Origin of the sequence: Natronospira sp. (genome assembly GCF_007134575.1) — a bacterium.
In the GTDB taxonomy this organism is placed as follows: Bacteria; Pseudomonadota; Gammaproteobacteria; order Natronospirales; family Natronospiraceae; genus Natronospira; species Natronospira elongata.
This window is the reverse complement of record NZ_SLKM01000099.1, coordinates 12,835-33,495: the sequence shown is the minus strand read 5'-3', so window position 1 is coordinate 33,495 and position 20,661 is coordinate 12,835. Positions and strand designations below refer to the sequence as shown.

At 63.2% G+C, this 20,661-nt stretch carries 23 protein-coding genes; 18 read left to right on the top strand and 5 right to left on the bottom strand.

The genetic code is table 11. The features are described from left to right. Positions 1 to 136: PhnD/SsuA/transferrin family substrate-binding protein (locus ACJWXQ_RS04025; protein WP_406672205.1), on the bottom strand; the 136-nt coding region annotated here is incomplete at its 3' end. 121 nt (positions 137 to 257) lie between these two features. Between ACJWXQ_RS04025 and ACJWXQ_RS04020 the strand changes: the two genes are divergently transcribed. From ACJWXQ_RS04020 to ACJWXQ_RS03985, 8 genes are all read left to right on the top strand, one after another. Continuing rightward, positions 258 to 1,460 carry an IS256 family transposase gene (locus ACJWXQ_RS04020; protein WP_406672201.1) on the top strand — a complete coding sequence of 401 codons (1,203 nt, stop codon included), beginning with the start codon at positions 258 to 260 and terminating at the stop codon, positions 1,458 to 1,460. 91 nt (positions 1,461 to 1,551) lie between these two features. Beyond that, positions 1,552 to 2,868 carry a tRNA lysidine(34) synthetase TilS gene (gene tilS, locus ACJWXQ_RS04015; RefSeq protein WP_406672200.1) on the top strand — a complete coding sequence of 439 codons (1,317 nt, stop codon included), beginning with the start codon at positions 1,552 to 1,554 and terminating at the stop codon, positions 2,866 to 2,868. Positions 2,869 to 2,970: 102 nt separating this feature from the next. Beyond that, the gene (locus ACJWXQ_RS04010) at positions 2,971 to 4,632 is read left to right on the top strand and encodes a CTP synthase (protein WP_346049547.1); all 1,662 of its coding nucleotides are present in this window, start codon (positions 2,971 to 2,973) and stop codon (positions 4,630 to 4,632) included. A 37-nt stretch (positions 4,633 to 4,669) separates the two neighbouring features. Then, complete coding sequence (kdsA, locus tag ACJWXQ_RS04005) at positions 4,670 to 5,506, top strand: 3-deoxy-8-phosphooctulonate synthase (protein ID WP_346049549.1); 837 nt, start codon at positions 4,670 to 4,672, stop codon at positions 5,504 to 5,506. Positions 5,507 to 5,547: 41 nt separating this feature from the next. Next, entirely contained in the window at positions 5,548 to 6,840 is a 1,293-nt protein-coding gene (gene eno / locus ACJWXQ_RS04000) for a phosphopyruvate hydratase (RefSeq protein WP_406672199.1), read from the top strand. Positions 6,841 to 6,897: 57 nt separating this feature from the next. Then, a complete protein-coding gene (gene ftsB, locus ACJWXQ_RS03995) occupies positions 6,898 to 7,221 on the top strand; it encodes a cell division protein FtsB (RefSeq protein ID WP_346049553.1) in 324 nt (107 codons plus the stop codon). Next, positions 7,211 to 7,906, top strand: a complete 696-nt coding sequence (gene ispD, locus ACJWXQ_RS03990) for a 2-C-methyl-D-erythritol 4-phosphate cytidylyltransferase (protein ID WP_346049555.1) — start codon at positions 7,211 to 7,213, stop codon at positions 7,904 to 7,906. The genes ftsB and ispD overlap by 11 nt, the downstream gene beginning before the upstream one ends. 2 nt (positions 7,907 to 7,908) lie before the next feature. Further along, positions 7,909 to 9,198 carry a tetratricopeptide repeat protein gene (locus ACJWXQ_RS03985; RefSeq protein WP_346049557.1) on the top strand — a complete coding sequence of 430 codons (1,290 nt, stop codon included), beginning with the start codon at positions 7,909 to 7,911 and terminating at the stop codon, positions 9,196 to 9,198. On the opposite strand, the gene ACJWXQ_RS03980 is transcribed toward ACJWXQ_RS03985, so the two are convergent. Continuing rightward, positions 9,195 to 9,674, bottom strand: coding sequence for a VOC family protein (locus ACJWXQ_RS03980; RefSeq protein WP_346049559.1), 480 nt, complete (start codon positions 9,672 to 9,674; stop codon positions 9,195 to 9,197). The genes ACJWXQ_RS03985 and ACJWXQ_RS03980 overlap by 4 nt on opposite strands. Positions 9,675 to 9,781: 107 nt before the next feature. On the opposite strand from ACJWXQ_RS03980, the gene ispF reads away from it, so the two are divergent. From ispF to ACJWXQ_RS03965, 3 genes are read left to right on the top strand one after another with little or no spacing between them, the layout of a single operon-like run. Continuing rightward, complete coding sequence (gene ispF / locus ACJWXQ_RS03975; RefSeq protein ID WP_406672204.1) at positions 9,782 to 10,273, top strand: 2-C-methyl-D-erythritol 2,4-cyclodiphosphate synthase; 492 nt, start codon at positions 9,782 to 9,784, stop codon at positions 10,271 to 10,273. After that, a complete protein-coding gene (gene truD / locus ACJWXQ_RS03970) occupies positions 10,266 to 11,303 on the top strand; it encodes a tRNA pseudouridine(13) synthase TruD (RefSeq protein ID WP_406672198.1) in 1,038 nt (345 codons plus the stop codon). The genes ispF and truD overlap by 8 nt, the downstream gene beginning before the upstream one ends. After that, the gene (locus ACJWXQ_RS03965) at positions 11,300 to 12,055 is read left to right on the top strand and encodes an enoyl-CoA hydratase/isomerase family protein (protein WP_346049565.1); all 756 of its coding nucleotides are present in this window, start codon (positions 11,300 to 11,302) and stop codon (positions 12,053 to 12,055) included. Before truD ends, ACJWXQ_RS03965 begins: the two co-directional genes overlap by 4 nt. Positions 12,056 to 12,555: 500 nt before the next feature. Here the strand turns inward: ACJWXQ_RS03965 and ACJWXQ_RS03960 are convergent, their stop codons facing one another. Together ACJWXQ_RS03960 and ACJWXQ_RS03955 are read right to left on the bottom strand one after the other, a co-directional pair. Next, positions 12,556 to 12,708 carry a DUF3096 domain-containing protein gene (locus ACJWXQ_RS03960; protein ID WP_406672197.1) on the bottom strand — a complete coding sequence of 51 codons (153 nt, stop codon included), beginning with the start codon at positions 12,706 to 12,708 and terminating at the stop codon, positions 12,556 to 12,558. Positions 12,709 to 12,755: 47 nt separating this feature from the next. Further along, on the bottom strand, positions 12,756 to 13,295 hold the full coding sequence (locus ACJWXQ_RS03955) for a Smr/MutS family protein (RefSeq protein ID WP_346052258.1): 540 nt from the start codon (positions 13,293 to 13,295) through the stop codon (positions 12,756 to 12,758). 153 nt (positions 13,296 to 13,448) lie between these two features. Here ACJWXQ_RS03955 and surE point away from each other — a divergent pair, with 153 nt between their 5' ends. The 5 genes from surE to rpoS are packed head-to-tail and all read left to right on the top strand — an operon-like array spanning position 13,449 to position 17,292. Continuing rightward, positions 13,449 to 14,207 (top strand): 5'/3'-nucleotidase SurE, encoded by a 759-nt coding sequence (gene surE / locus ACJWXQ_RS03950; protein ID WP_346052256.1) that lies wholly within the window; start codon positions 13,449 to 13,451, stop codon positions 14,205 to 14,207. Then, positions 14,204 to 14,863: a protein-L-isoaspartate(D-aspartate) O-methyltransferase gene (locus ACJWXQ_RS03945; protein ID WP_346052254.1), complete on the top strand. Its 660-nt coding sequence runs from the start codon at positions 14,204 to 14,206 to the stop codon at positions 14,861 to 14,863. Before surE ends, ACJWXQ_RS03945 begins: the two co-directional genes overlap by 4 nt. Continuing rightward, entirely contained in the window at positions 14,863 to 15,447 is a 585-nt protein-coding gene (locus tag ACJWXQ_RS03940; protein WP_346052252.1) for a YqaA family protein, read from the top strand. Before ACJWXQ_RS03945 ends, ACJWXQ_RS03940 begins: the two co-directional genes overlap by 1 nt. Before the next feature lie 31 nt (positions 15,448 to 15,478). Beyond that, entirely contained in the window at positions 15,479 to 16,237 is a 759-nt protein-coding gene (locus ACJWXQ_RS03935; protein WP_406672196.1) for a peptidoglycan DD-metalloendopeptidase family protein, read from the top strand. A 41-nt stretch (positions 16,238 to 16,278) separates the two neighbouring features. Further along, positions 16,279 to 17,292 carry an RNA polymerase sigma factor RpoS gene (gene rpoS, locus ACJWXQ_RS03930; protein WP_406672195.1) on the top strand — a complete coding sequence of 338 codons (1,014 nt, stop codon included), beginning with the start codon at positions 16,279 to 16,281 and terminating at the stop codon, positions 17,290 to 17,292. Between the two features lie 164 nt (positions 17,293 to 17,456). On the opposite strand, the gene ACJWXQ_RS03925 is transcribed toward rpoS, so the two are convergent. Beyond that, positions 17,457 to 17,837: an Mth938-like domain-containing protein gene (locus ACJWXQ_RS03925; RefSeq protein ID WP_346052247.1), complete on the bottom strand. Its 381-nt coding sequence runs from the start codon at positions 17,835 to 17,837 to the stop codon at positions 17,457 to 17,459. Positions 17,838 to 17,857: 20 nt separating this feature from the next. Between ACJWXQ_RS03925 and ACJWXQ_RS03920 the strand changes: the two genes are divergently transcribed. Further along, positions 17,858 to 18,895 (top strand): hypothetical protein, encoded by a 1,038-nt coding sequence (locus tag ACJWXQ_RS03920; RefSeq protein WP_406672194.1) that lies wholly within the window; start codon positions 17,858 to 17,860, stop codon positions 18,893 to 18,895. After that, positions 18,892 to 20,625, top strand: coding sequence for a single-stranded-DNA-specific exonuclease RecJ (recJ, locus tag ACJWXQ_RS03915; RefSeq protein ID WP_406672193.1), 1,734 nt, complete (start codon positions 18,892 to 18,894; stop codon positions 20,623 to 20,625). Before ACJWXQ_RS03920 ends, recJ begins: the two co-directional genes overlap by 4 nt. The last annotated feature ends 36 nt before the right edge of the window (positions 20,626 to 20,661 follow it).

The following is a 20,661-nucleotide window of genomic DNA, read 5'->3' as shown; positions in this document are numbered from 1 at the left end:
TGGGGGTGATATGCCCGGTGGTGGAACCCGGATCCTTCATGGCAATACGCTTGCCCTTCAGGTCCTGCAGGGTGCGGGCCGGGCTATCCATGGGCACCACGAAGGCAGTGCCATACTCGGCGCGTTCAATACCCACGAGCTTTTTCACGTCCAGACGGATAACGTACAGTATTTTTCGCAAAAAGGAGGCGGTGGTCTCGGTCTGGTAAATTGAAAGGAGACCAATCCATCAATCCAGACGAGAGGAGACCACCGCCATGAAAAATGGTAGCACGAAGGGCTTGGGCAAGGTCATTGAGATCAACGAGGGCGAGGTGCACGAGCACTTGGACCGAATGGTCCGCTCGAGCGTGGAGGAGACGCTGAATTCCATGCTGGACGCCGAGGCAGACCGGTTGGTGAACGCGGAACGCTACGAGCGCAGCGAGGGGCGCCGAGACTACCGCTCAGGCCACTACGAGCGCCAGCTGCACACCAAAGCCGGTGAAGTGACGGTCCGGATGCCGAAACTGCGGCGCCAGACCTTCGAGACGGCGATTATTGAGCGTTACCGGCGCCGCGAGTCCTCGGTGGAAGAGGCCCTGATGGAGATGTATTTGGCTGGCGTCTCGGTCCGCCGGGTGGAGGACATCACCGAGGCGCTATGGGGGACTCGAGTCAGTTCGGGTACCGTCTCCAAGCTCAACCAGAAGGTCTACCGCCAGATCGAAGAATGGCGGAACCGGGCGATTGAGGGCGAGTTCCCCTATGTCTATCTGGACGGGATCGTTCTCAAGCGGACCTGGGCCGGTGAGGTGCGCAATGTGAGCGTGCTGGTGGCCATCGGTGTAGATCGCGAGGGTTACCGGCGAGTCCTGGGCATTGCCGAAGGCGCCAAGGAGGACAAGGCCGGCTGGCTGGGCTTTCTCAAACACCTCAAGGAACGCGGTCTCGGTGAGCCCCGGCTGGTGATCTCGGACGCCTGCATGGGCCTGGTGGAGGCCCTGGGTGAGATCTACCCCAACAGCCGCTGGCAGCGCTGCGTGGTGCATTTCTACCGGAATGTATTCAGTGTGGTACCCAACGGCAAGATGCGTGAAGTCTCGGCCATGCTCAAGGCGATTCATGCCCAGGAAAGCCTGGAAGCGGCCCGGGAGAAAGCAGATGCAGTTGTTAAAAAGCTGCGTGAGATGCGACTGGGTAAAGCGGCCGACAAGATCGTGGCCAGCATTGATGAGACGCTCACCTATTACGCTTTTCCAGATACGCACTGGCGGCGTATTCGGACCAACAATGCCCTGGAGCGGTTGATGCGGGAAATCCGCCGGCGGACCCGGGTTGTCGGTGCGTTCCCGGACGGTGAATCCGCCCTGATGCTGGCCGCGGCGCGGCTACGGCATGTGGCCGGCACCAAGTGGGGTGCCAAGCGCTATCTGACCATGGAACCGCTGTTTAAGCAGGAGGCACTACAGACCGCCTGACCACCGCCTCCAAAATGAAATTGCGAAAGATTCTGGACACTACCTCCTAATGGTATATGCGGGTTCAATGTTCCCGGAGCGGTGCCTGGTAATGAGCGAGATTGAGCAGACGATCCCTCGGCTGGTCGGCGAGCATGCGCCCAAAGGCCGCCTGCTTGTCGCCTTTTCCGGGGGGCGGGATTCCAGTGTGCTGTTGCATGCCGTCAGCCGGGTCTGTCCGGGGCGGGAATGCCTGGCCCTGCACGTGGACCATGGTCTGCACGAGCGCGCGACGGTCTGGGCCGAACACTGCCGGGAGTTTGCCGAGGGCCTGGGTGTTCCCTGCCGGGTCCTGAAAGTGAACGTGCCCCTGCCGCCGGGGGAAAGCCTCGAGGCGGCCGCCCGTCATGCCCGGTATCGGGTGCTTGCCGAGCAACTGCGGCCCGGTGACTGGCTGCTCACCGCCCATCACGCGGGCGACCAGCTCGAGACGTTGCTCCAGCGGCTGCTGCGCGGCAGCGGCAGCCTGGGGCTGTCCGGTATTCGGCTGCAGCGCCCACTGGGGCCCGGCCACATCCTGCGGCCCCTGTTGATGGTGGACGAGGCCGAGATCCAGGCCTATGCCGAGGACCATGCCCTGCGCTGGGTCGAAGACCCCTCCAACCGTGAACTGCGTCATGATCGCAATTTTCTGCGGCACAAGGTCCTGCCGTTGTTGCAGGCGCGCTGGCCGCAGGCCGGTCGGCAGGCGGCCCGGGCCGCCCGGCACCTGGCCGAGGAGGCCGCCGTGCTGCGTGAACTGGGCGAGGCCGATCTGGCGAGGGTCGGCGAAGGAGAGTGGATCAGTCTTCAGGCCCTGGGTGAGCTTTCGCCCGCCCGCCGCCGCAATCTGCTCCGTTACTGGCTCACCGATGAGCAGGGGCGTGGCCCGGGAATGGAATGGCTGGACCGGCTCCAGGCGGAGGTGATCGACGCCCGCCCGGACGCCGCTCCGGTGCTGGCCGTGGGCACGCGTCTGGTCCGGCGCCACGGGGACCGGCTTTATTGGATTCCCCGGGACCAGCCGGAGCCGGAACCGGGGCCTTTTCACTGGCAGGCGCCGGCCAGGGCGCTGGTGTTGCCCGGCAATGGCCGCCTGCAATTGCGGCCCGACGGGGCGGGGCGGACCGTTCGGCTTCCGGACTGCGTGACGGTCCGTTATCGCCAGGGCGGCGAGCTTTTTCACGACGGTCGCCACAGCCGTCGGCTGAAGGAGTGGATGCGGCTTGCGGAGATTCCTCCCGAAAAGCGGGATCGCCTGCCTCTTTTGCTGGATGGGGAAAGATTATTTGCCGCCGGCGAGAGTGTCCTTGATCCTGCCTATATCGCTGAAGAACGGGGGCAAAATGGGGCCAGGACGGGCCATCTGCGCTGGCTGGAGAAAGACTGAAAGTGCTGGTCCGGATTGAGCAAAGGCGCCTGATCTGGTAAGTTTGCGTCCCGATTCTGGCCCGTCATGGCGGGCACCTCCAGGCAATCGGGACCCCCATTCATGACCCATTTCATTTTCGTTACTGGCGGCGTGGTTTCCTCTTTGGGGAAAGGCATCGCCGCGGCTTCCCTTGGTGCCATTCTGGAATCCCGCGGACTCCGGATTTCCATGGTCAAGCTGGATCCCTACATCAATGTGGATCCCGGCACCATGAGCCCCTTCCAGCACGGTGAGGTCTTTGTCACCGAGGACGGTGCCGAAACCGACCTGGACCTGGGCCACTACGAGCGCTTTGTGCGTACCACCACCAGCCGCAAGAGCAACTTCACCACCGGCCGCATCTATGAAAGCGTCATCCGCAAGGAGCGGCGTGGCGATTACCTGGGCGGTACGGTGCAGGTGATTCCCCATATCACCGACGAGATCAAGCGCTCGGTGCTGCAGGCGGCGGGCGATGCCGATATCTGCCTGGTGGAGATCGGCGGCACCGTGGGCGATATTGAATCCCTGCCCTTCCTGGAGGCCATCCGGCAACTGAGTGTGGAGCTGGGCCGCAAGCGGACCCTCTACATGCACCTGACCCTGGTGCCGTTCATTGCCACTTCCGGCGAGATCAAGACCAAGCCCACGCAGCACTCGGTGAAGGAACTGCGCTCCATCGGTATCCAGCCCGATATTCTGCTGTGCCGGGCGGAGAATCCCCTGCCGGCGGATGCCCGGCGCAAGATCGCCCTGTTCACCAACGTGGAGGAACGGGCGGTGATCTCGGCCGCCGATGCCAGTGACATCTACGAGATTCCCATGCACCTGCGGGATCAGCAACTGGATGAACTGGTCACGGAAAAATTCGGCATCGACGCCCCCGCCGCGGACCTGCATGAATGGGAAGACGTGGTGACCGCCCTGCGCAATCCGGAGATGGCGGTCGATATCGCCATGGTGGGCAAGTATGTGGAACTGGCGGATGCCTACATTTCCCTGAATGAAGCCCTGAAGCATGCCGGTATCCACACCCGCACCAAGGTGAACATCCACTATTTCGATTCCGAGCAGATTACCCATGATGGTGCCGAGATTCTGGCCGACATGGATGCCATTCTGGTCCCCGGTGGCTTTGGGGAGCGTGGTATTGAAGGCAAGATTGCCGCTGCTCGATATGCCCGTGAACAGGGCATTCCCTACCTGGGGATCTGTCTCGGCATGCAGGTGGCGGTGATTGACTTTGCCCGTCATGTGGCCGGTCTCGAGGGCGCGCACAGCACCGAGTTCGCCCCTCACAATGAACATCCGGTGGTGGGCCTGATTACCGAGTGGCTGGACCGTGAGGGGACCACCAAGGAACGCACTGAAGAATCCGATCTGGGCGGCACCATGCGCCTGGGCTCCCAGAGTTCCTACATCAAGCCCGGCACGCTGGCGCATCAGGTTTATGGCCAGGATGAGATTCACGAGCGCCATCGCCACCGTTTCGAGTTCAACAACAATTATCTCGAACAGTTGAAGAAGGCCGGTCTGGTCTTCTCCGCCATGTCGGTGGATGACCTGGTCGAGATTGTCGAGTTGCCCGATCATCCCTGGTTCCTGGGTGTGCAGTTCCATCCGGAATTCACCTCCACGCCGCGGGATGGTCATCCCCTGTTCCAGAAATTCGTGGAAGCCGCGCGCAGCCATTCGGCCGGGCAAGCCCCCGCCGACGAAGCGGCCGCGGAAAGCGGCCAGTGATAGGGAAGCTCTCAACAGGCTTCATAGGAGACAAGCCATGAAGATTCGTGATTTTCAGGTGGGTCTGGACCAGCCGTTCTTCCTGATCGCGGGGCCGGACACGCTGGAAAGCGAATCCCTGGCCATGGAAGTGGCCGGGCATCTTCGGGAGGTGACCGAGCGGTTGGGCATTGCCTATGTCTTCAAGGGCTCCTTTGACAAGGCCAACCGCACATCCCTGAAAAGCTATCGGGGGCCCGGCATGGAAGAAGGGCTGCGCATACTCGAGAAGGTAAAGTCCGAGATTGGTGTGCCGGTGCTGACCGATGTCCATGAATACACGCCCATTGGCGAGGTTGCCAGTGTGGTGGATGTGATTCAGACCCCGGCGTTTCTTTGCCGTCAGACGGATTTCATCGTCAACGCCTGTTCCCACGGCATCCCGGTCAATATCAAGAAGGGCCAGTTCCTGTCGCCCTGGGAGATGCGCACCGTGGTGGAGAAGGCCCGTAGCAGCGGCAATGACAACATCATGGTCTGTGAACGCGGCTTCAGCTTCGGCTACAACAACCTGGTCTCCGACATGCGCGGCCTGTCGGTGATGCGCGAGACCGGTGCGCCGGTGGTCTTCGATTGCACTCATTCCGTGCAATTGCCGGGCGGGCAGGGTGGCAGTTCCGGCGGCCAGCGGCAGTTCATTCCCGTTCTTGCCCGTGCAGCGATTGGTGCGGGTGTCTCGGGGCTGTTCATGGAAACTCATCCCAAGCCCGATGAAGCGCTCTGCGACGGACCCAATTCCATGCCCCTGGATCGCGTGGAAGCGCTGCTGACATCTCTCAAGGCAGTGGACGACGCGGTCAAGGCGCAGACCTTGATCGAAGACCAACTGCAATAAATTCAAAATCACCAATTCAATCAATTCGAGGACTGCAAGCCATGGCGAAGATCAGTGACATCCTTGGCCGGGAGATTATTGACTCCCGGGGCAACCCCACCGTGGAAGCGGACGTGTTCCTGGATTCCGGTGAAGTGGGCCGGGCCGCCGTTCCCTCCGGTGCCTCCACGGGTGTCAACGAAGCCGTGGAACTTCGCGATGGTGATGAAAAGCGTTATCTGGGCAAGGGCGTGACCCGGGCCGTTGCCAACATCAACGGTGAGATTCGGGACAGCCTCAAGGGCATGGAAGCCGGCGACCAAAAGGCCCTGGACCAGAAGATGATCGAGCTGGACGGCACTGACAACAAGGGCCGCCTGGGCGCCAATGCCATCCTCGCCGTTTCCCTGGCAGCTGCCAAGGCAGCCGCCCTGGCTGGCGGCAAGCCGCTCTACCGGCACCTGGGCGGGGAGGCCGCCACCGGCATGCCCGTGCCCATGATGAATATCGTCAACGGCGGTGCCCATGCCGACAACAGCGTGGACATTCAGGAGTTCATGATCCTGCCCGTGGGTGCGCCCAGCCTGTCCGAGGCCCTGCGCCAGGGGGCCGAGATATTTCACCGGCTCAAGAAGGTGCTCAATGCCCGCGGGCTGAGCACGGCGGTGGGAGACGAGGGCGGCTTCGCCCCCGACCTGCCGTCCAACGAGGCGGCACTGGAAACCATTCTGGAAGCCATCGAGAAGGCCGGTTACCAGCCGGGCAAGGATGTGGTCCTGGGGCTGGATGTGGCCAGTTCCGAGTTCTACAAGGACGGGGTCTATGAACTGGCCTCGGAGAACAAGCGATTCAATGCCGAGGAATTTGCCGATTTCCTCGCCGACCTGGTGGACCGCTATCCCATTGTCTCCATTGAAGACGGCATGGACGAAAATGACTGGGACGGCTGGCAGGCCCTGACCCGCAAGCTGGGCGATCGGGTCCAGTTGGTCGGCGACGATCTTTTCGTGACCAATACCCGGATTTTCCAGCAGGGTATCGATCGCAACATCGCCAACAGCATCCTGATCAAGCCCAACCAGATCGGCACCCTGACCGAAACCCTGGCCGCCATTGAAATGGCCACCAAGGCGGGCTATTCCGCCGTGGTCTCCCATCGCTCGGGTGAGACCGAGGATGCCACCATTGCCGATATCGCCGTGGCCACCACCGCCACCCAGATCAAGACCGGCTCCATGTGCCGTTCCGACCGCATGGCCAAGTACAACCAGCTACTGCGGATCGAAGGTGAGCTGGGTAATAAGGCCAGCTACCCGGGGCGTCAGGCCTTTCCGTCCGGCGTCAAAATCGGGTAGCGTTATCGCCTACCCATCGACCGGTGGCGGCGCCTGGCGCCGCCGGGAATACTCTTCATGCGGATAGTGCTGGCCGTCTTGCTGCTGTTGTTGCTCGTACTCCAGTACCAGCTCTGGGCGGGCCGTGGGGGCGTGCCTGAGTTATGGAATCTGCGCCAGCAGATCGAGACCCAGGAAGAAGAAAACGAACGCCTGCGCGCTCGCAACGAAGCCCTTGAAGCCGAAGTGGACAACCTGCGTGAGGGTCTGGAAGCGATCGAGGAGCGGGCCCGCAGCGAGCTGGGGCTGGTCCGTGAAGGTGAGGTCTTTTTCGAGGTGATCGAGCTGGACCGGGCCTTTGAGGAAGAGTCCGACGGGGAAGAGGGGGATAATGGTGAGTAGCACTGAAGGCGTGGCCATCTGGGCCGTCGTGCCGGCGGCCGGGGCAGGGCAACGCTTCGGCGCGGGCCGGCCCAAGCAATATCTCAGTCTCCGCCCCGGGCTCTGCATTCTCGAGGCCACCCTCCAACCCCTACTGGCCGATCCACGACTGCACGGCATCGCCGTGCCCCTGGCTCCCGATGACGAGTACTGGGATGGTTTGGCACTGTCCCGCGATCGTCGCCTCCATGCCTGCGAGGGTGGCGCGGAACGGGCGGACTCTGTCCTGCGTGGACTGGCCCACCTGCGATCCCTCGGTGCCGCCGATGAGGACTGGGTCCTGGTTCATGATGCCGTCCGGCCCTGGTTGACTGCCGGCGCCCTGTCCCGGCTGCTTGATGCCACTCTGGAAAGCGGTGATGCCGGTATTCTGGCCCTGCCGGTTGTGGATACGGTCAAGCGGGTGGATGAGGCCGGACGCATCGTGGAGACTGTGCCGCGCGAGCAGATATGGCTTGCCCAAACGCCGCAGATGGCAAGATTGGGGCGGCTGGAGCAGGCGCTGTCCCAGCAACTCGCCCAGGGGCACTGGCCCACGGACGAAGCGGCGGCGCTCGAGGCGGCCGGTGAGACCGTGCGGGTTGTTCTCGGCGAGCGCGGCAACATCAAGATTACCCATAGCGAAGACCTGAAAGGTCGAGACTGATCATGGCGGATGAAATAATCCGACTTTCCGCGCTGATTGATGCCGGCGATCTCGGACAGGCCGAACGCGGACTCAGGGCATTGCTCCAGGAACAGCCGCGAAACGGCCTGGCCTGGACGCATCTGGCCCGGGTGGCACTGCTCGCCGGTCACAAGGACGATGCCATTGAGCTGGCTGCGAAGGCACAGGATATGGAAGGGCCGCGTCAGGTCTTGCTGCCGGCCATCGCCCGCATCTGGATGCAGGCCGGCGTCCCCGGCAGGGGATTGCCATTACTGGATGCCCTCTCGTCCCGTAAACCCGATCTCCAGCAACTGCGCGGGCAGTTGTCATGGGCGGCCGGACGTTACGATCAGGCGCTTCGTTACTTTCGCCAGGCCCACCAATCCAAGCCGCGGGTGCCGAGCTATGCGGTCTCCCTGGGCAAGGCATTGATCGCAATGGGGCAGCGTCGAAAGGCCCTTGCCGTCCTGGACAAGGCAGCGGAGGGTGAAGCGGCGATGATGGCCGCCTGGCTCCGCTTCAGTGACCGTGACCCGCGCGCCAGCCTGGATGTTGCCAGGCGTTCACCGGCCCGGGAGCATCCCCGTCTGGAGCTGATGCGTGCTGCCTGCCATTATCTCCTCGGTGATCCGGCGGCGGCGGAAGGGGCGTTGACGCGCGCCGGCCGGGATCGTCGTCTGGAGCCTGCCGTGACTTCCCTGCGCTACTGGCAAGAGCAGGGTGCCGATGCGCGCCTGCTCAGCGTACCGTCGAACGTGCTGCGCCATGGCTTGAAAGCGGCGCCGGAGCAAGGCCTGGTATTGGAGTTCGGTGTCTTCCACGGTCGCAGCATCCGTCAGATTGCTGCCGCCCGGCCCGGTCCGGTACATGGTTTCGACAGTTTTTCCGGTTTGCCCGAGGCCTGGGGGCGGGAACCGGCGGGCAGTTATTCAACCCTGGGGGAGCTCCCCAAGGTTCCGGATAACGTCACGCTCCATGCCGGCTGGTTTGACGACACGCTGCCGGATTTTCTCGCCGAGCATCCCGGCGACTCAGTGGCCCTGGTCCATATTGATTGTGATCTCTACAGTTCCACCCGCAGCGTACTGGAGCAGTTGGCTGAACGACTGGTGCCGGGCACGGTAGTGGTGTTCGACGACTATCTCGGCTATCGCGGTTGGCAGGATCACGAGTACCGGGCCTGGCAGGAGTTCGTTACTAGCCACCGAATACAATATCGTTATCTGGCCATGGCACTGGCAGGGCGTGAGGTGGCTGTCCGGATTGACGCGGTGGGGAGTCCCACCTAGCGGGGTTTGAAGCCGAAGGGGCTCCAGCGTTGCAGTTCCAGGATATTGCCTTCCGGATCCTTGACGTAACACCAGGTCACCGAGGCGGTAGGGCTGGGTGAGAGGGTGACCACCTTGCCCACCGCGCTGCCGCCATTGGCCAGCACCGACTTGCGGGCCGCCGCCACATCCCGAACCTGAAAGCAGATATGGCCGAAGCCGATGCGGTTCACCGAGCGCGGTGGATCATCGCCACTGGGGTCATATTGGAAGATCTCCAGCGTGGGCGCAGCGTCGCCGTCAAAGCCGGGCAGCTTCAGGTGCACGCCCCGTAGTCGGGCCCCCGAAAGTCCGGTACCGGCATCCAGATCCCGTCCCTGATAATCCCGCTCGGGCCCCACCGGCAGGCAGCCGAAGACGTTTTCATAGAAATCGGCCAGTCGTCGCCAGTCGCGGGCAACGATATTGACGTGGGCAAAACGGGCTCGGTGACTCATGATTGCGCATTATGCCTGAACCGCCCGCCATGGGATAATGCCGGCCCCTGGCAGGCGCCTTGCGCCGGTGTGGATCGTATGGACTGTGGGAGCGGCAGGTGACAACCCTGAGAATCGGGCACGGATTCGACGTGCATGCATTCGGCGAAGGAGACCATGTTATGGTCTGTGGCGTGCGGATTCCCCATCACCGGGGCGTGCGCGCCCACTCCGACGGTGATGTGGCCCTGCATGCCCTGTGTGACGCCATCCTGGGTGCCGCCGCGCTCCCGGATATCGGCCAGCTTTTTCCGGATACCGACCCCGGCTTTTCCGGCGCCGACAGCCGGGACCTGCTGGCGGAGGTGCTAAGGCGGATCGATGACCGCGGCCTGGCGCCGGTGCATGTGGACCTCACCGTGGTGGCGCAGGCGCCCAAGCTGGGGCTGCATGTACCGGACATGCGCGCGGTGCTGGCCGAAAGCCTGGGCCTTGCCACCGATAGGGTCAATGTCAAAGCCACCACCACCGAAAAACTCGGCGCCATTGGCCGCGAAGAGGGCCTGGCCGCCCACGCGGTGGTATTGCTGGATGAAGTGGGGAGTGAGCCCTGTGGATGATGAGGCCTATCGGTTTCAGGATCAGGCTCTGCCCCGCGCCTTTGGACCCGCGATTGGCGAGGCGGTCATTCGCAAGAGCCCGGATGATTTTCGCGTGGATGAAATCCTGGGCTTTGCCGCCGACGGTGAAGGTGAGCACTGCCTGATGCTGGTGGAGAAGCGCGAGGCCAATACTGACTGGATGGCCGGGCAGTTGGCCCGGCTTGCCGGAGTCAGGCCCCGGGATGTGGGTTATGCCGGGCTCAAGGACCGCCATGCGGTGACCCGACAGTGGTTCACCGTGCCCTGGCCCGCACAGGGCAATCCCCTGGATTGGGAGGTACCCCAGGGGCGAGTGATCGAGGCCCATCGCCATCGTCGCAAGCTGCGTCCGGGTGCCCTGACCGGTAACCGTTTTCGTCTGGCCTTGCGACATGTCTCCGCCGACAGCGGGCTCCTCGATCAACGCCTTGCCCGGATCGGCAGCCTCGGTGTCCCCAATTACTTTGGGCCCCAGCGCTTCGGCCGGGATGGCGACAATGTCATTCGCCTGCTGACACCGCCGCTGCCCCGACGACGCAAGTTACGTGGCTTGCTGCTGTCAGCCGGACGGTCCTGGTTGTTCAATGCCATTCTGGCGGAACGGGTGGGGGATGATAGCTGGCACCGCATCCTTGCCGGCGAACTGCCCATGCTGGATGGCAGTAACAGCCATTTTGTGGCCGAGGCCGATGATCCGGCGCTGGCGGATCGCTGCCGCCGGGGCGATATTCATCCCAGTGGCGCCATGTGGGGACAGGGCGGCAGTCCGGCCGGGGCTTCGGTGGCTGAGCTTGAAGAGCGGATCGCGGCTTTGCACCCGGCGCTGGTCAAGGTATTGGAAGAGGCCGGAATGCGACAGGAGCGGCGGGCGCTGCGTCTCCCGGTGCGGGGTTTGAGCTGGCGCCAGCAGGACGATTGCCTGTGGCTGGATTTCCGCCTGCCCGCGGGCAGCTATGCCACCACCGTGATTCGCGAATTTCTCAATGTACAGGACGGGAGCAAGTCATGATCAAGACTGAACGCAAAGGGGACGTGGCCGTCATCGAATTGGATCGGCCGCCGGTCAATGCCCTCAATCCGCAGCTCATTCAGGCGCTCGACCAGGGTCTGGCTGATGCGGTATCTGATGGGGCCCGCGGGATTGCCCTGGTGGGTGGGGAGAAGATGTTCTCCGCGGGGCTGGATGTGCCCGTGCTGTTGCGTCTCTCCCGGGAAGAGATGACCGAGTTCTGGTCCGATTTCTTTGGCCTGATTCAACGCCTGGCGACCTGCCCGGTGCCGATCGCGGCTGGTCTGACGGGGCACAGCCCGGCCGGCGGTGCGGTGCTGGCAATCTTCTGTGACTATCGGGTGATGAGCCGTGGCGAGTTCCGTATCGGCCTGAACGAAGTGCAGGTCGGGCTCCCTGTCCCGGATGTGATCTGCCTGGCCCTGGCCCGCCTGGTGGGCGCCGGGACGGCGAACCGCTTGCTGGCCTCGGGTGAGATGATCCTGCCGGAGGAGGCCCACCGGGTGGGCATGGTGGATGCCCTGGCCGATGATCCGGCCGCCACCCGCGCGGCGGCGGTGGAGTGGGCCACCCAGGTCGCGGCCCTGCCGCCGGTGGCGGTGGCCTCCACCCGCCGCGTCGTGCGCGCGGATCTCAGCGCCCTGTTCAAGGACGTGGATCGCGAAACCTGTGAGGCCATGAGCGAAGTCTGGTTCAGTGATGAAACCCAGGCAGCCATGCATGCCCTGGTTGAGCGTCTCGCCGCAAAGTGACTCTTGGTCGATTTCGAATGGCTTGGTGCCATCCGAAGTGGGTGGTTTCGGTTGGGATAGCACCTTTCCATGACGGTGACGGGTTGCGTTCCGGCCTAGGTGGCGACAGACCTTTCCAAGAACGCCGTAGACCCATCCCTGGGGGCTCTGGGTTCGCCCGGAAGGCTGCGCATTCCTGCTCCGCCTCCCGGTCCAGCCCGCACATCCCTGTGCGGGCGTTCGGCAAGCTGCGATGGTCCACTGGACCATCGGTCTTGCCTCACCCTGGCTCACACAGTCTTGGAAAGGTCTGTCGCCACCTAGGCCTGCCTTTGGTGGGGGGCACCTGGGCGGTGCTTGCTGAAGGTTTGTTCTGATATTTGAGCAGATTGACTTCGATTGGCTCGCTGAAATCGCGGATTAATCCGCTCCTACGGCGGCTTTCGAATAGGCAAATGGCACCGTAGGAGCGAGTTTATTCGCGATCTGACTGGCCAGATCGAAGCCAGGTGATTACAGAGCTAGGTCAGATAGGGAAGAATCCGCAATACGCCGTAAACGATGAGAAAGATGGCGACAATGTAATTTAGCAGCTTGGGCTTGATCAGAATGAGCACCCCGGCGATCACGGCGATGATGCCAATCAGAAGGTTTACATCGATACTCATGGTCAACTCCAGTGGAAAATGAAATGGTTAAAAGGGCTGCTCCCATCCTGATGCTATCGCTGCAGTAACACGTAGACCGCACCCGTGCCGCCGTCATTGGGACGCGCCGAGCAAAAGGCCAGGATATCGTCGCGCTTCTGCAGCCAGGTGTTGAGCTTGGTTTTCAGCACCGGCCCGCGATTGCCCGAGCGCAAGCCCTTGCCGTGAACGATGCGCACACAGCCGTAACCCATGTCATGACACTCGGCGAAAAACAGGCGCAGGCACTCCTGCGCTTCGCGCCAGTTCATGCCGTGGAGATCAAGTTGATCCCGTACCGGAATCCGGCCGCGTCGCAATCGACGCAAGACGTCGCCATTCAGGCCGGGGCGGGCAAAGCGTAGCTCCTCCCCGGTCTCCAGTGGTTCATCCCAATCCCCCTCCAGGGACTCGCGAACCACCGCCTGATCATCCTGACGGCGGAAGCGGGCCCGGGCTGGGGGGCGTCGACGCTGGACCGTGGCCGAATCGTCGCGGATCGGGCGCACATCGCCCACCGCCTGGCGAAACAGCTCACTGTCCTCATCGGTGATTACGGTATCCCGGTCGCTCATGCTGCCTCCAGGGCAAGCTTCATGGGGTAGAGGTTACTCAAGAACACCCCGGGACGAAAGCCGGCCGCTACGATCAGGGCCGGGATTCCAGTATAGTGTTGCGCGCTGCCGTGGGCCGCCACGGGCTGCCGTCTGCAAGGGGAGAGCGCTGAATTGAGAATTCTGGTGAGCAATGACGATGGTTACCTGGCCGAGGGGCTACGCACCCTGGCCGGGGCCCTCTCGGCACTCGGAGAGGTGACGGTGGTCGCCCCCGACCGCAATCGCAGTGGCGCCAGTAACTCCCTGACCCTGAATCGCCCCCTGCGCATTCATCAGGCAGAGGAGCGGGTCTATTGCGTGGAGGGTACGCCCACTGACAGCGTTCATGTGGCCATCACCGGTTTGCTGGACCATCAGCCGGATATGGTGATTTCGGGCATCAACGAGGGTGCCAACCTGGGAGACGATGTTCTCTATTCGGGCACCGTGGCGGCGGCCATGGAGGGGCGTTTCCTGGGCTTGCCGGCGATTGCCGTCTCCCTGGCCAATGAGGGGCGGGGCCATTACGAGACCGCCGCCCGGGTGGTGGTGGAACTGATCCATCGAATACATCGTGATCCGCTGCCGGTTGATACCATACTCAACGTCAACGTCCCTGATCTGGCCTGGGAGGCCATTGACGGGTTTGAGGCCACCCGGCTGGGTCATCGCAAGCGGGCGGAAGGTGTCATTCGTGACAAGGACCCGCGGGGCCGCCCCATCTACTGGATTGGTCCCGCCGGCTCCGAGGAAGACGCCGGACCGGGCACCGATTTCCATGCCGTTCGTAACCGCAAGGTATCGGTCACACCCCTGCAGGTGGACCTCACTCGTTACGCGGCCCTGGACCAGATCGCCGGCTGGCTGGACAAGGGGGGTGAGAGTCAATGAACGCACCCATTGAAGGCATCGGCATGACCTCGGCCCGGACCCGCGAGCGCCTGGTTCAACGACTCAAGGACAACGGCATCCAGCACCCCGGGGTGCTGGATGCGATACGCAATGTACCCCGGCATCTCTTCGTTGACGAAGCCCTGTCCAGCCGCTCCTACGAAGATACCGCACTGCCCATCGGCCACGGTCAGACCATCTCCCAGCCCTGGGTGGTCGCGCGCATGACCGAGGCCCTGATAGAGAACGGTCGTCCCGAGCGGGTGCTGGAGATCGGCACCGGCTGTGGTTACCAGACCGCAGTCATGAGCGGTCTGGTGGGTCAGATTGATACCGTGGAGCGGATCTCCGCCCTGTTGCAGCGGGCAAGGCGGAATTTGCGTCAGCTGGGGGTTCGCAATGTCCGTTTTCACCATGCCGACGGCTATGAAGGCTGGCAGGACCACGCGCCCTTTGACGGCATTCTTGCCGCCGCCGCCCCGGAAGCGGTACCGGAAGCGCTGCTGGAGCAATTGGCGGATGGCGGCACCCTGGTGATTCCGGTTGGGCCTTCCGGCTGTCAGGAGCTACTGCGGATTACCCGCGACGGTGAGCAATTCACGCGCGAGAATCTGGGGCTGGTCAGTTTCGTGCCCCTGCGCGGTGGCCGCGCCTGATGCGTATCTTCTCCTGGCTGTATGAGCGCGTCATGCGCTGGTCGGCTCATCCCCGGGCACCCTGGTATCTGGGTGGTCTCAGCTTTGCCGAATCCACCTTCTTTCCGGTTCCCCCCGATGTCATGTTGGCGCCCATGGTGCTGGCCCGTCCGCGCCGCTGGCTGCGTCTGGCCACGATCACCACACTGGCCTCCGTCATTGGTGGGGTTGTTGGCTGGCTATTGGGCTATTTCGCCATTGAACTGGTCATGCCGGTCATTGAACAGGCCAGCTATCAAGGCGCCTACGAGCGGGCGCGGGAGTGGTTCCTGGAATGGGGTTTCTGGGCAGTCCTGCTGGCGGGCTTTTCTCCCATTCCCTACAAGGTTTTCACCATTGCCGCCGGCGTACTGTCACTCAATCTGCCGGTATTCATTCTGGCCTCGCTGTTGGGTCGGGGCGGACGTTTCTATCTGGTGGCCTGGCTGGTTGCCTGGGGTGGGCCGCCGGTTGCCGCGCGCATTCGCAAGCATATCGACCTGGTGGGCTGGATTCTGGTCCTGATACTGCTTGTGGCCATTCTCGTCTGGCGCTTTCTGCGGTAGCCTTGACCCATTGAATCTCGCGGATGGGCGCATGAAGCGGTACTGGCAAGTTTCCCTCCTCAATCTGCTTTCCCTGGTGCTGGCGCTGAGCCTGGCGGCTTGCGCGGGTGCCCTGCGCTGGGATCCACTGACCTATACCGTCGAAGAAGGCGATACCCTCTATTCCATCGCCTTCCGCCATGGCCTGGATTACCGTGCGTTGGCGGAATGGAATGGCATAGGCAGTAACTATCTGATCTATCCGGGCGATGAGCTGGTGCTGAGCCGGCCGCCTGCCGGCGTCAGCCCTGAGCAAGTCGCGGAAGTGCGTGAACAGTCCGCTGACCGGGAGGCCGGCCGTTCTAGCGCTTCGTCTGGCGATGCCAGGGCTTCCGGACGGAGCCGTGGTCAGGGTAGTGGTACCCAATCTATGCCGCCGCGCGGTGATATCGACTGGCAATGGCCGCTGGAAGGGGAAGTGCTTAACCAGTTTGGTGAAGGCAGCATGGCTCGGGGCATCCAGATTGCCGCCGAGGAGGGGAGTGATGTTCACGCGGCGGCCAGCGGTCGGGTTGTCTATACGGGTAGTGGACTGATCGGATACGGTAAGCTTATTATCATCAAGCATGATGATGTTTATCTGAGTGCTTACGGGCATAATCAGGATATCCTCGTCGAGGAAGGTGATGACGTGGATGTCGGTGAACGCATAGGTCGAGTCGGACTGGGACGGGGCAACCGTTCCATGTTGCACTTCGAGATCCGTGCGGAAGGCCAGGCAGTGGATCCCATGAGACACCTGTCGGATTGAGTGGGGAATGTGGGTCGTGAATAGCGAGGGGTGATATGGGGGTGAGACAGTCCAACGGACCGCAAGACCGTGAGGAGGTCGAATCCTCGGATGCCATGGAGACTGCGGTGGAATCCACTGACACCCAGGCCCGGGAGGATAAGGGCAGCGACGGGGCCGAGGGGGTTGCCGAGACCAGCCCTGAGCCGGACTGGAATAACGCCGGCAACGGTTTCCCCGAGGAGAACCTGGACGCCACCCGCATGTATCTCAGCGAGATCGGCTTCTCGCCGCTGCTGACGCCCGAGGAAGAGGTTTATTACGCCCGCAAGGCCCTGGCCGGTAATGAAGCCGCCAGAAAGCGCATGATTGAAAGCAACCTGCGACTGGTAGTGAAGATCGCCCGGCGTTACAACAACCGTGGTCTGCCCCTGCTGGACCTGATCGAGGAAGGCAATCTGGGGCTGATCCATGCGGTGGAAAAATTTGACCCGGAGCGGGGTTTTCGCTTCTCCACCTACGCCACCTGGTGGATCCGCCAGACCATTGAGCGGGCCATCATGAACCAGACCCGCACCATCCGCCTGCCCATCCATGTGATCAAGGAAATCAATCTCTACCTGCGCGCTGCCCGCAAGCTGGCCCAGGATCTGGATCGCGAACCCACCGCGGAAGAAATCGCCTCGACCCTGGACAAGCCTCTCCAGGACGTGGAGCGCATGCTCGGGCTCAATGAACGTATTGCCTCGGTGGACACGCCGATCGGCAAGGAGGGGGATCGCCTGCTACTGGATGCCATCCCCGACGATGGCAACAGTGACCCTTCCCGCCGCCTCCAGGACGAAGACCTCAACGCCGTGGTGGAGATCTGGCTGGGCCGGTTGACCGATAAACAGCGGGAAGTGGTTCAGCGGCGCTTTGGCCTCAATGGCCACGAGAAAGCCACCCTGGAAGAAGTGGGCAATTGTATCGGCGTCACCCGCGAACGGGTGCGTCAGATTCAGATGGACGCGCTCAAGCGACTCCGTCGCCTGCTGGAAAAGGAAGGGCTTTCGGAAGAGGCGTTGTTTGAGTAGCTCCGAGCTCCGAGCTGGCCGTGCATGCTGAACGGCTTACCGTTTTCTGCAAGCGGCAACCATTCCCGGCTGTATCCAGAATCTAGCGCAAACCGTTTCGAAGCGGCACGGCATTCATGTCAGCACGGCCAGCTCGCCGCTCGCCGCTCGAGGCTCGAAGCTCATCAATCAATCATCAACAACGCGGCCATTACCGATCTTTCCTCTCCGACCAGCACATTGAAGGTGCGGCAGGCCGCGCCGGTGTCCATGAATTCCAGGCCGACCCCCTGGCCCAGCACGGCGGCGAGGATTTCCTGAGGCGGGATGCGGGTCTCGCCACCCGTGCCCAGGAGAATGACTTCCGGCCGGTCCTCGACCAGTGGGGTAAAGTCCTCCGGTCGTAGATCCTCGAAACGCTCCGGGCGCCAGCCGCTATCCACCGCGGATGGCGTGATCACGCAGCTACGCGTGATAAGATTCTCGTTCACGCGGATGCTGCCGGCTTCATAGGCGCGAATGATCTGCCGGGCATCGCCGGCAAGGAAATCCTTTTCAACCTTCATGGTGGCGGATACTCTCCCGCATGTCTGAAACTGCTCATCAGTCTAACAGGCGACGCCCCCGTCTGCGTCTCCATTTTCCTGGTCTGTTCGATGTCGGTCGGGTACTGGTCGAAGATCTACAGGCCCAGGCACCGGCCCTGCCGGGGCTTCACCGTCTGCTGGCCCGTGGCGATGCGCTGCCGGCTGACAGCTTGCAGGGGCCCGGGCAATCCCAGGCTGCCCTTGCCCTGTTGGGGGAAGGTAAGCGCCCGAGGCAAGGCTACTGGTTGCGGGCCGACCCGGTGCACCTTCGCCCCGATCAGGACTTTCTTCTGCTCTGGGATGGCCGCGCTCTCGACCTCGACGCCGAGGAAGCCGACGCCCTGGTCGGGCAGTTCAATCAGCAGTTCGCTGAAGACGGCTGGCGGCTGGAGGTTCAGGCTCCCGATCGTTGGTATCTGGCCGCGCCCGGGGACCTGAGCGTTGAAACCACGCCGGTGGCGGCAGTGACCGGGCGCAATATCAATCACTTCATGCCGGCCGGTCCCGATCGGGTAAAACTTGAGCAGCTCATCAATGAGACCCAGATGCTGTTTCATGATCATCCGGTCAATCAGGCCCGGACCGCCCGCGGCCTGCCCACCGTCAGTGGTGTCTGGCCCTGGGGTGGGGGGCGGCTCGATGAGGTGGAAAACAGGCTCGGCTCCTGGGCATCCCTGCTGTCCAATGATCCGGTCTGGCAGGGCCTGGCTCAGCATCAGGGCTGCAAGAGTGGGCCGGAACCGGCGAGTTTCTCCGACTGGCGGGGCCAGGCATGGGGCGACAGCCTGGTGGTGATCGAGACCGGCACCCGCGCCGCGCTGGACGGCGATGGTCCGGGCTGGCAGGCGGCTCTTGAGCAGCTCGACCGGGATTGGTGGCAGGCGGCCCTGCGTGCCCTGGGCAAGGGCGAGCTGGACAGCCTGGAGCTGGCACTGGGACCGCTGGGTCCATGGCATATGCGGCCCGGCATGCGCTGGCGTTTCTGGCGACGTGAACGGCCCTTGTGGGAGCACCTGGCTGAGTCGGAGGCGGAATGATTTCCCGAATCCGCCGCCGACAGCCCGATCCGACCGTCTCTCCCGGGGCACAGACCTTGAGCGTTCATCCGGTCCTGCGCCGGGTGTATGCCGCCCGGGGTATCCACAGCGTCGAGGACATCGATTATCGTGCCGCCCGCCTGCTGCCACCCAAAGGACTGGATGGTCTGTCCGAGGCCGCAGCGCTGGTCTCCCGCCATTTGAGTGAAGGGCCCATTCTCATCGTCGGCGATTTTGACGCGGATGGCGCCACCGCCACCGCCCTGCTCAAATCGGGCCTCGAGGCGATGGGCGCGGCGGCGGTGGATTACCTGGTGCCCAATCGCTTCGATTTCGGCTATGGCCTCTCGCCGGAACTGCTGGAGGTGGCCCGGGAGCGGGATCCGGCCTTGATCATCACCGTCGATAACGGCATCTCAAGCATTGAGGGTGTCGCCGCCGCCAGGGCCGCCGGTATCGATGTGTTGGTCACCGACCACCACCTGCCCGGCGAGACCCTGCCGGGCGCCAATGCCATCCTCAATCCCAATTTGCCGGGGCAGGGCTTTGCCAGCCCCCACCTGGCCGGTGTGGGGGTTGCCTTCTATCTCTTGCTGGGTCTGCGTCAGCACCTGCGGGATGCACAATGGTTCGAGCAACAGGCCATCCCCGAACCCAGCCTCGCCGAATGGCTGGATCTGGTTGCTCTCGGCACGGTCGCCGACCTGGTGCCCCTGGATCGCAATAACCGGATTCTGGTTCACCAGGGTCTGCAGCGGATCCGTGCCGGCAGCCTGCGGCCGGGCCTGGAAGCCCTGATTCGGGTGGCGGACCGCAACCGCGCCGACCTGACGGCCGCCGATCTCGGTTTTGCCATCGCCCCACGCCTGAACGCCGCCGGTCGCCTGGACGACATCTCCCACGGCATTGAGACCCTGCTCGCCAGAGACCCGGGCAGAGCGCGGGCAGGCGCCGAAAAGCTGGACGCCATGAATCGGGAACGGCGTTACCTGCAGCGGGACATGCAGGAGCAGGCCGAGCGTGCCCTGGAGCGTATCAAGCTGGACGGGGGAGCAGAGTTGCCCGCCGCGCTCACCCTGTTCCGGACCGACTGGCACAGCGGTATCGTTGGCCTGCTGGCATCCCGCCTGAAAGAGCGTTTTCACCGACCGGTGGCGGTCATGGCACCGGACGGAGATAGGATGCTGAAAGGCTCACTCCGTTCCGTCCCCGGTATCCATATCCGTGATGTCCTGGCCGACATGGACAGTCGACAGCCGGGGATGATCGAACGCTTTGGCGGCCATGCCATGGCCGCCGGTCTCAGTCTCCGGTCAGACCGCCTAGACAGCTTCCGCCGCTTGTTCAAGGAAGCGGTGGAGGCCCGTGCCGGGGCGGAGACACTGTCCGGCATCATCCACAGCGATGGCCCCCTGGAGGTCTCGGAGCTGTCGCTTGAGGTGGCCGAGCTGATCCGTCGGCATGGGCCCTGGGGGCAGGGCTTTCCCGAACCCCTATTTGATGGCGAATTCCGGGTTCTGGAAGAGCGGGTGGTGGGGGAGCATCACCTCAAGCTGCGCCTGCAACATCCCGATGCGGCCACGCCCATCGACGCCATTGCCTTCAATCCGCCGCCGGAACAGTTGGGCGGCCTGCCGGAGTGGATCCGCATCGCCTACCGGCTCGAGGTGAACGAGTGGCAGGGCCTGCGTCGTCCCCAGCTGCTGGTGGTCCTGATCGAGCCCCTGTGAGGGACAGGGGCCCCGCGTGGGCCGAAGCTTCATCCA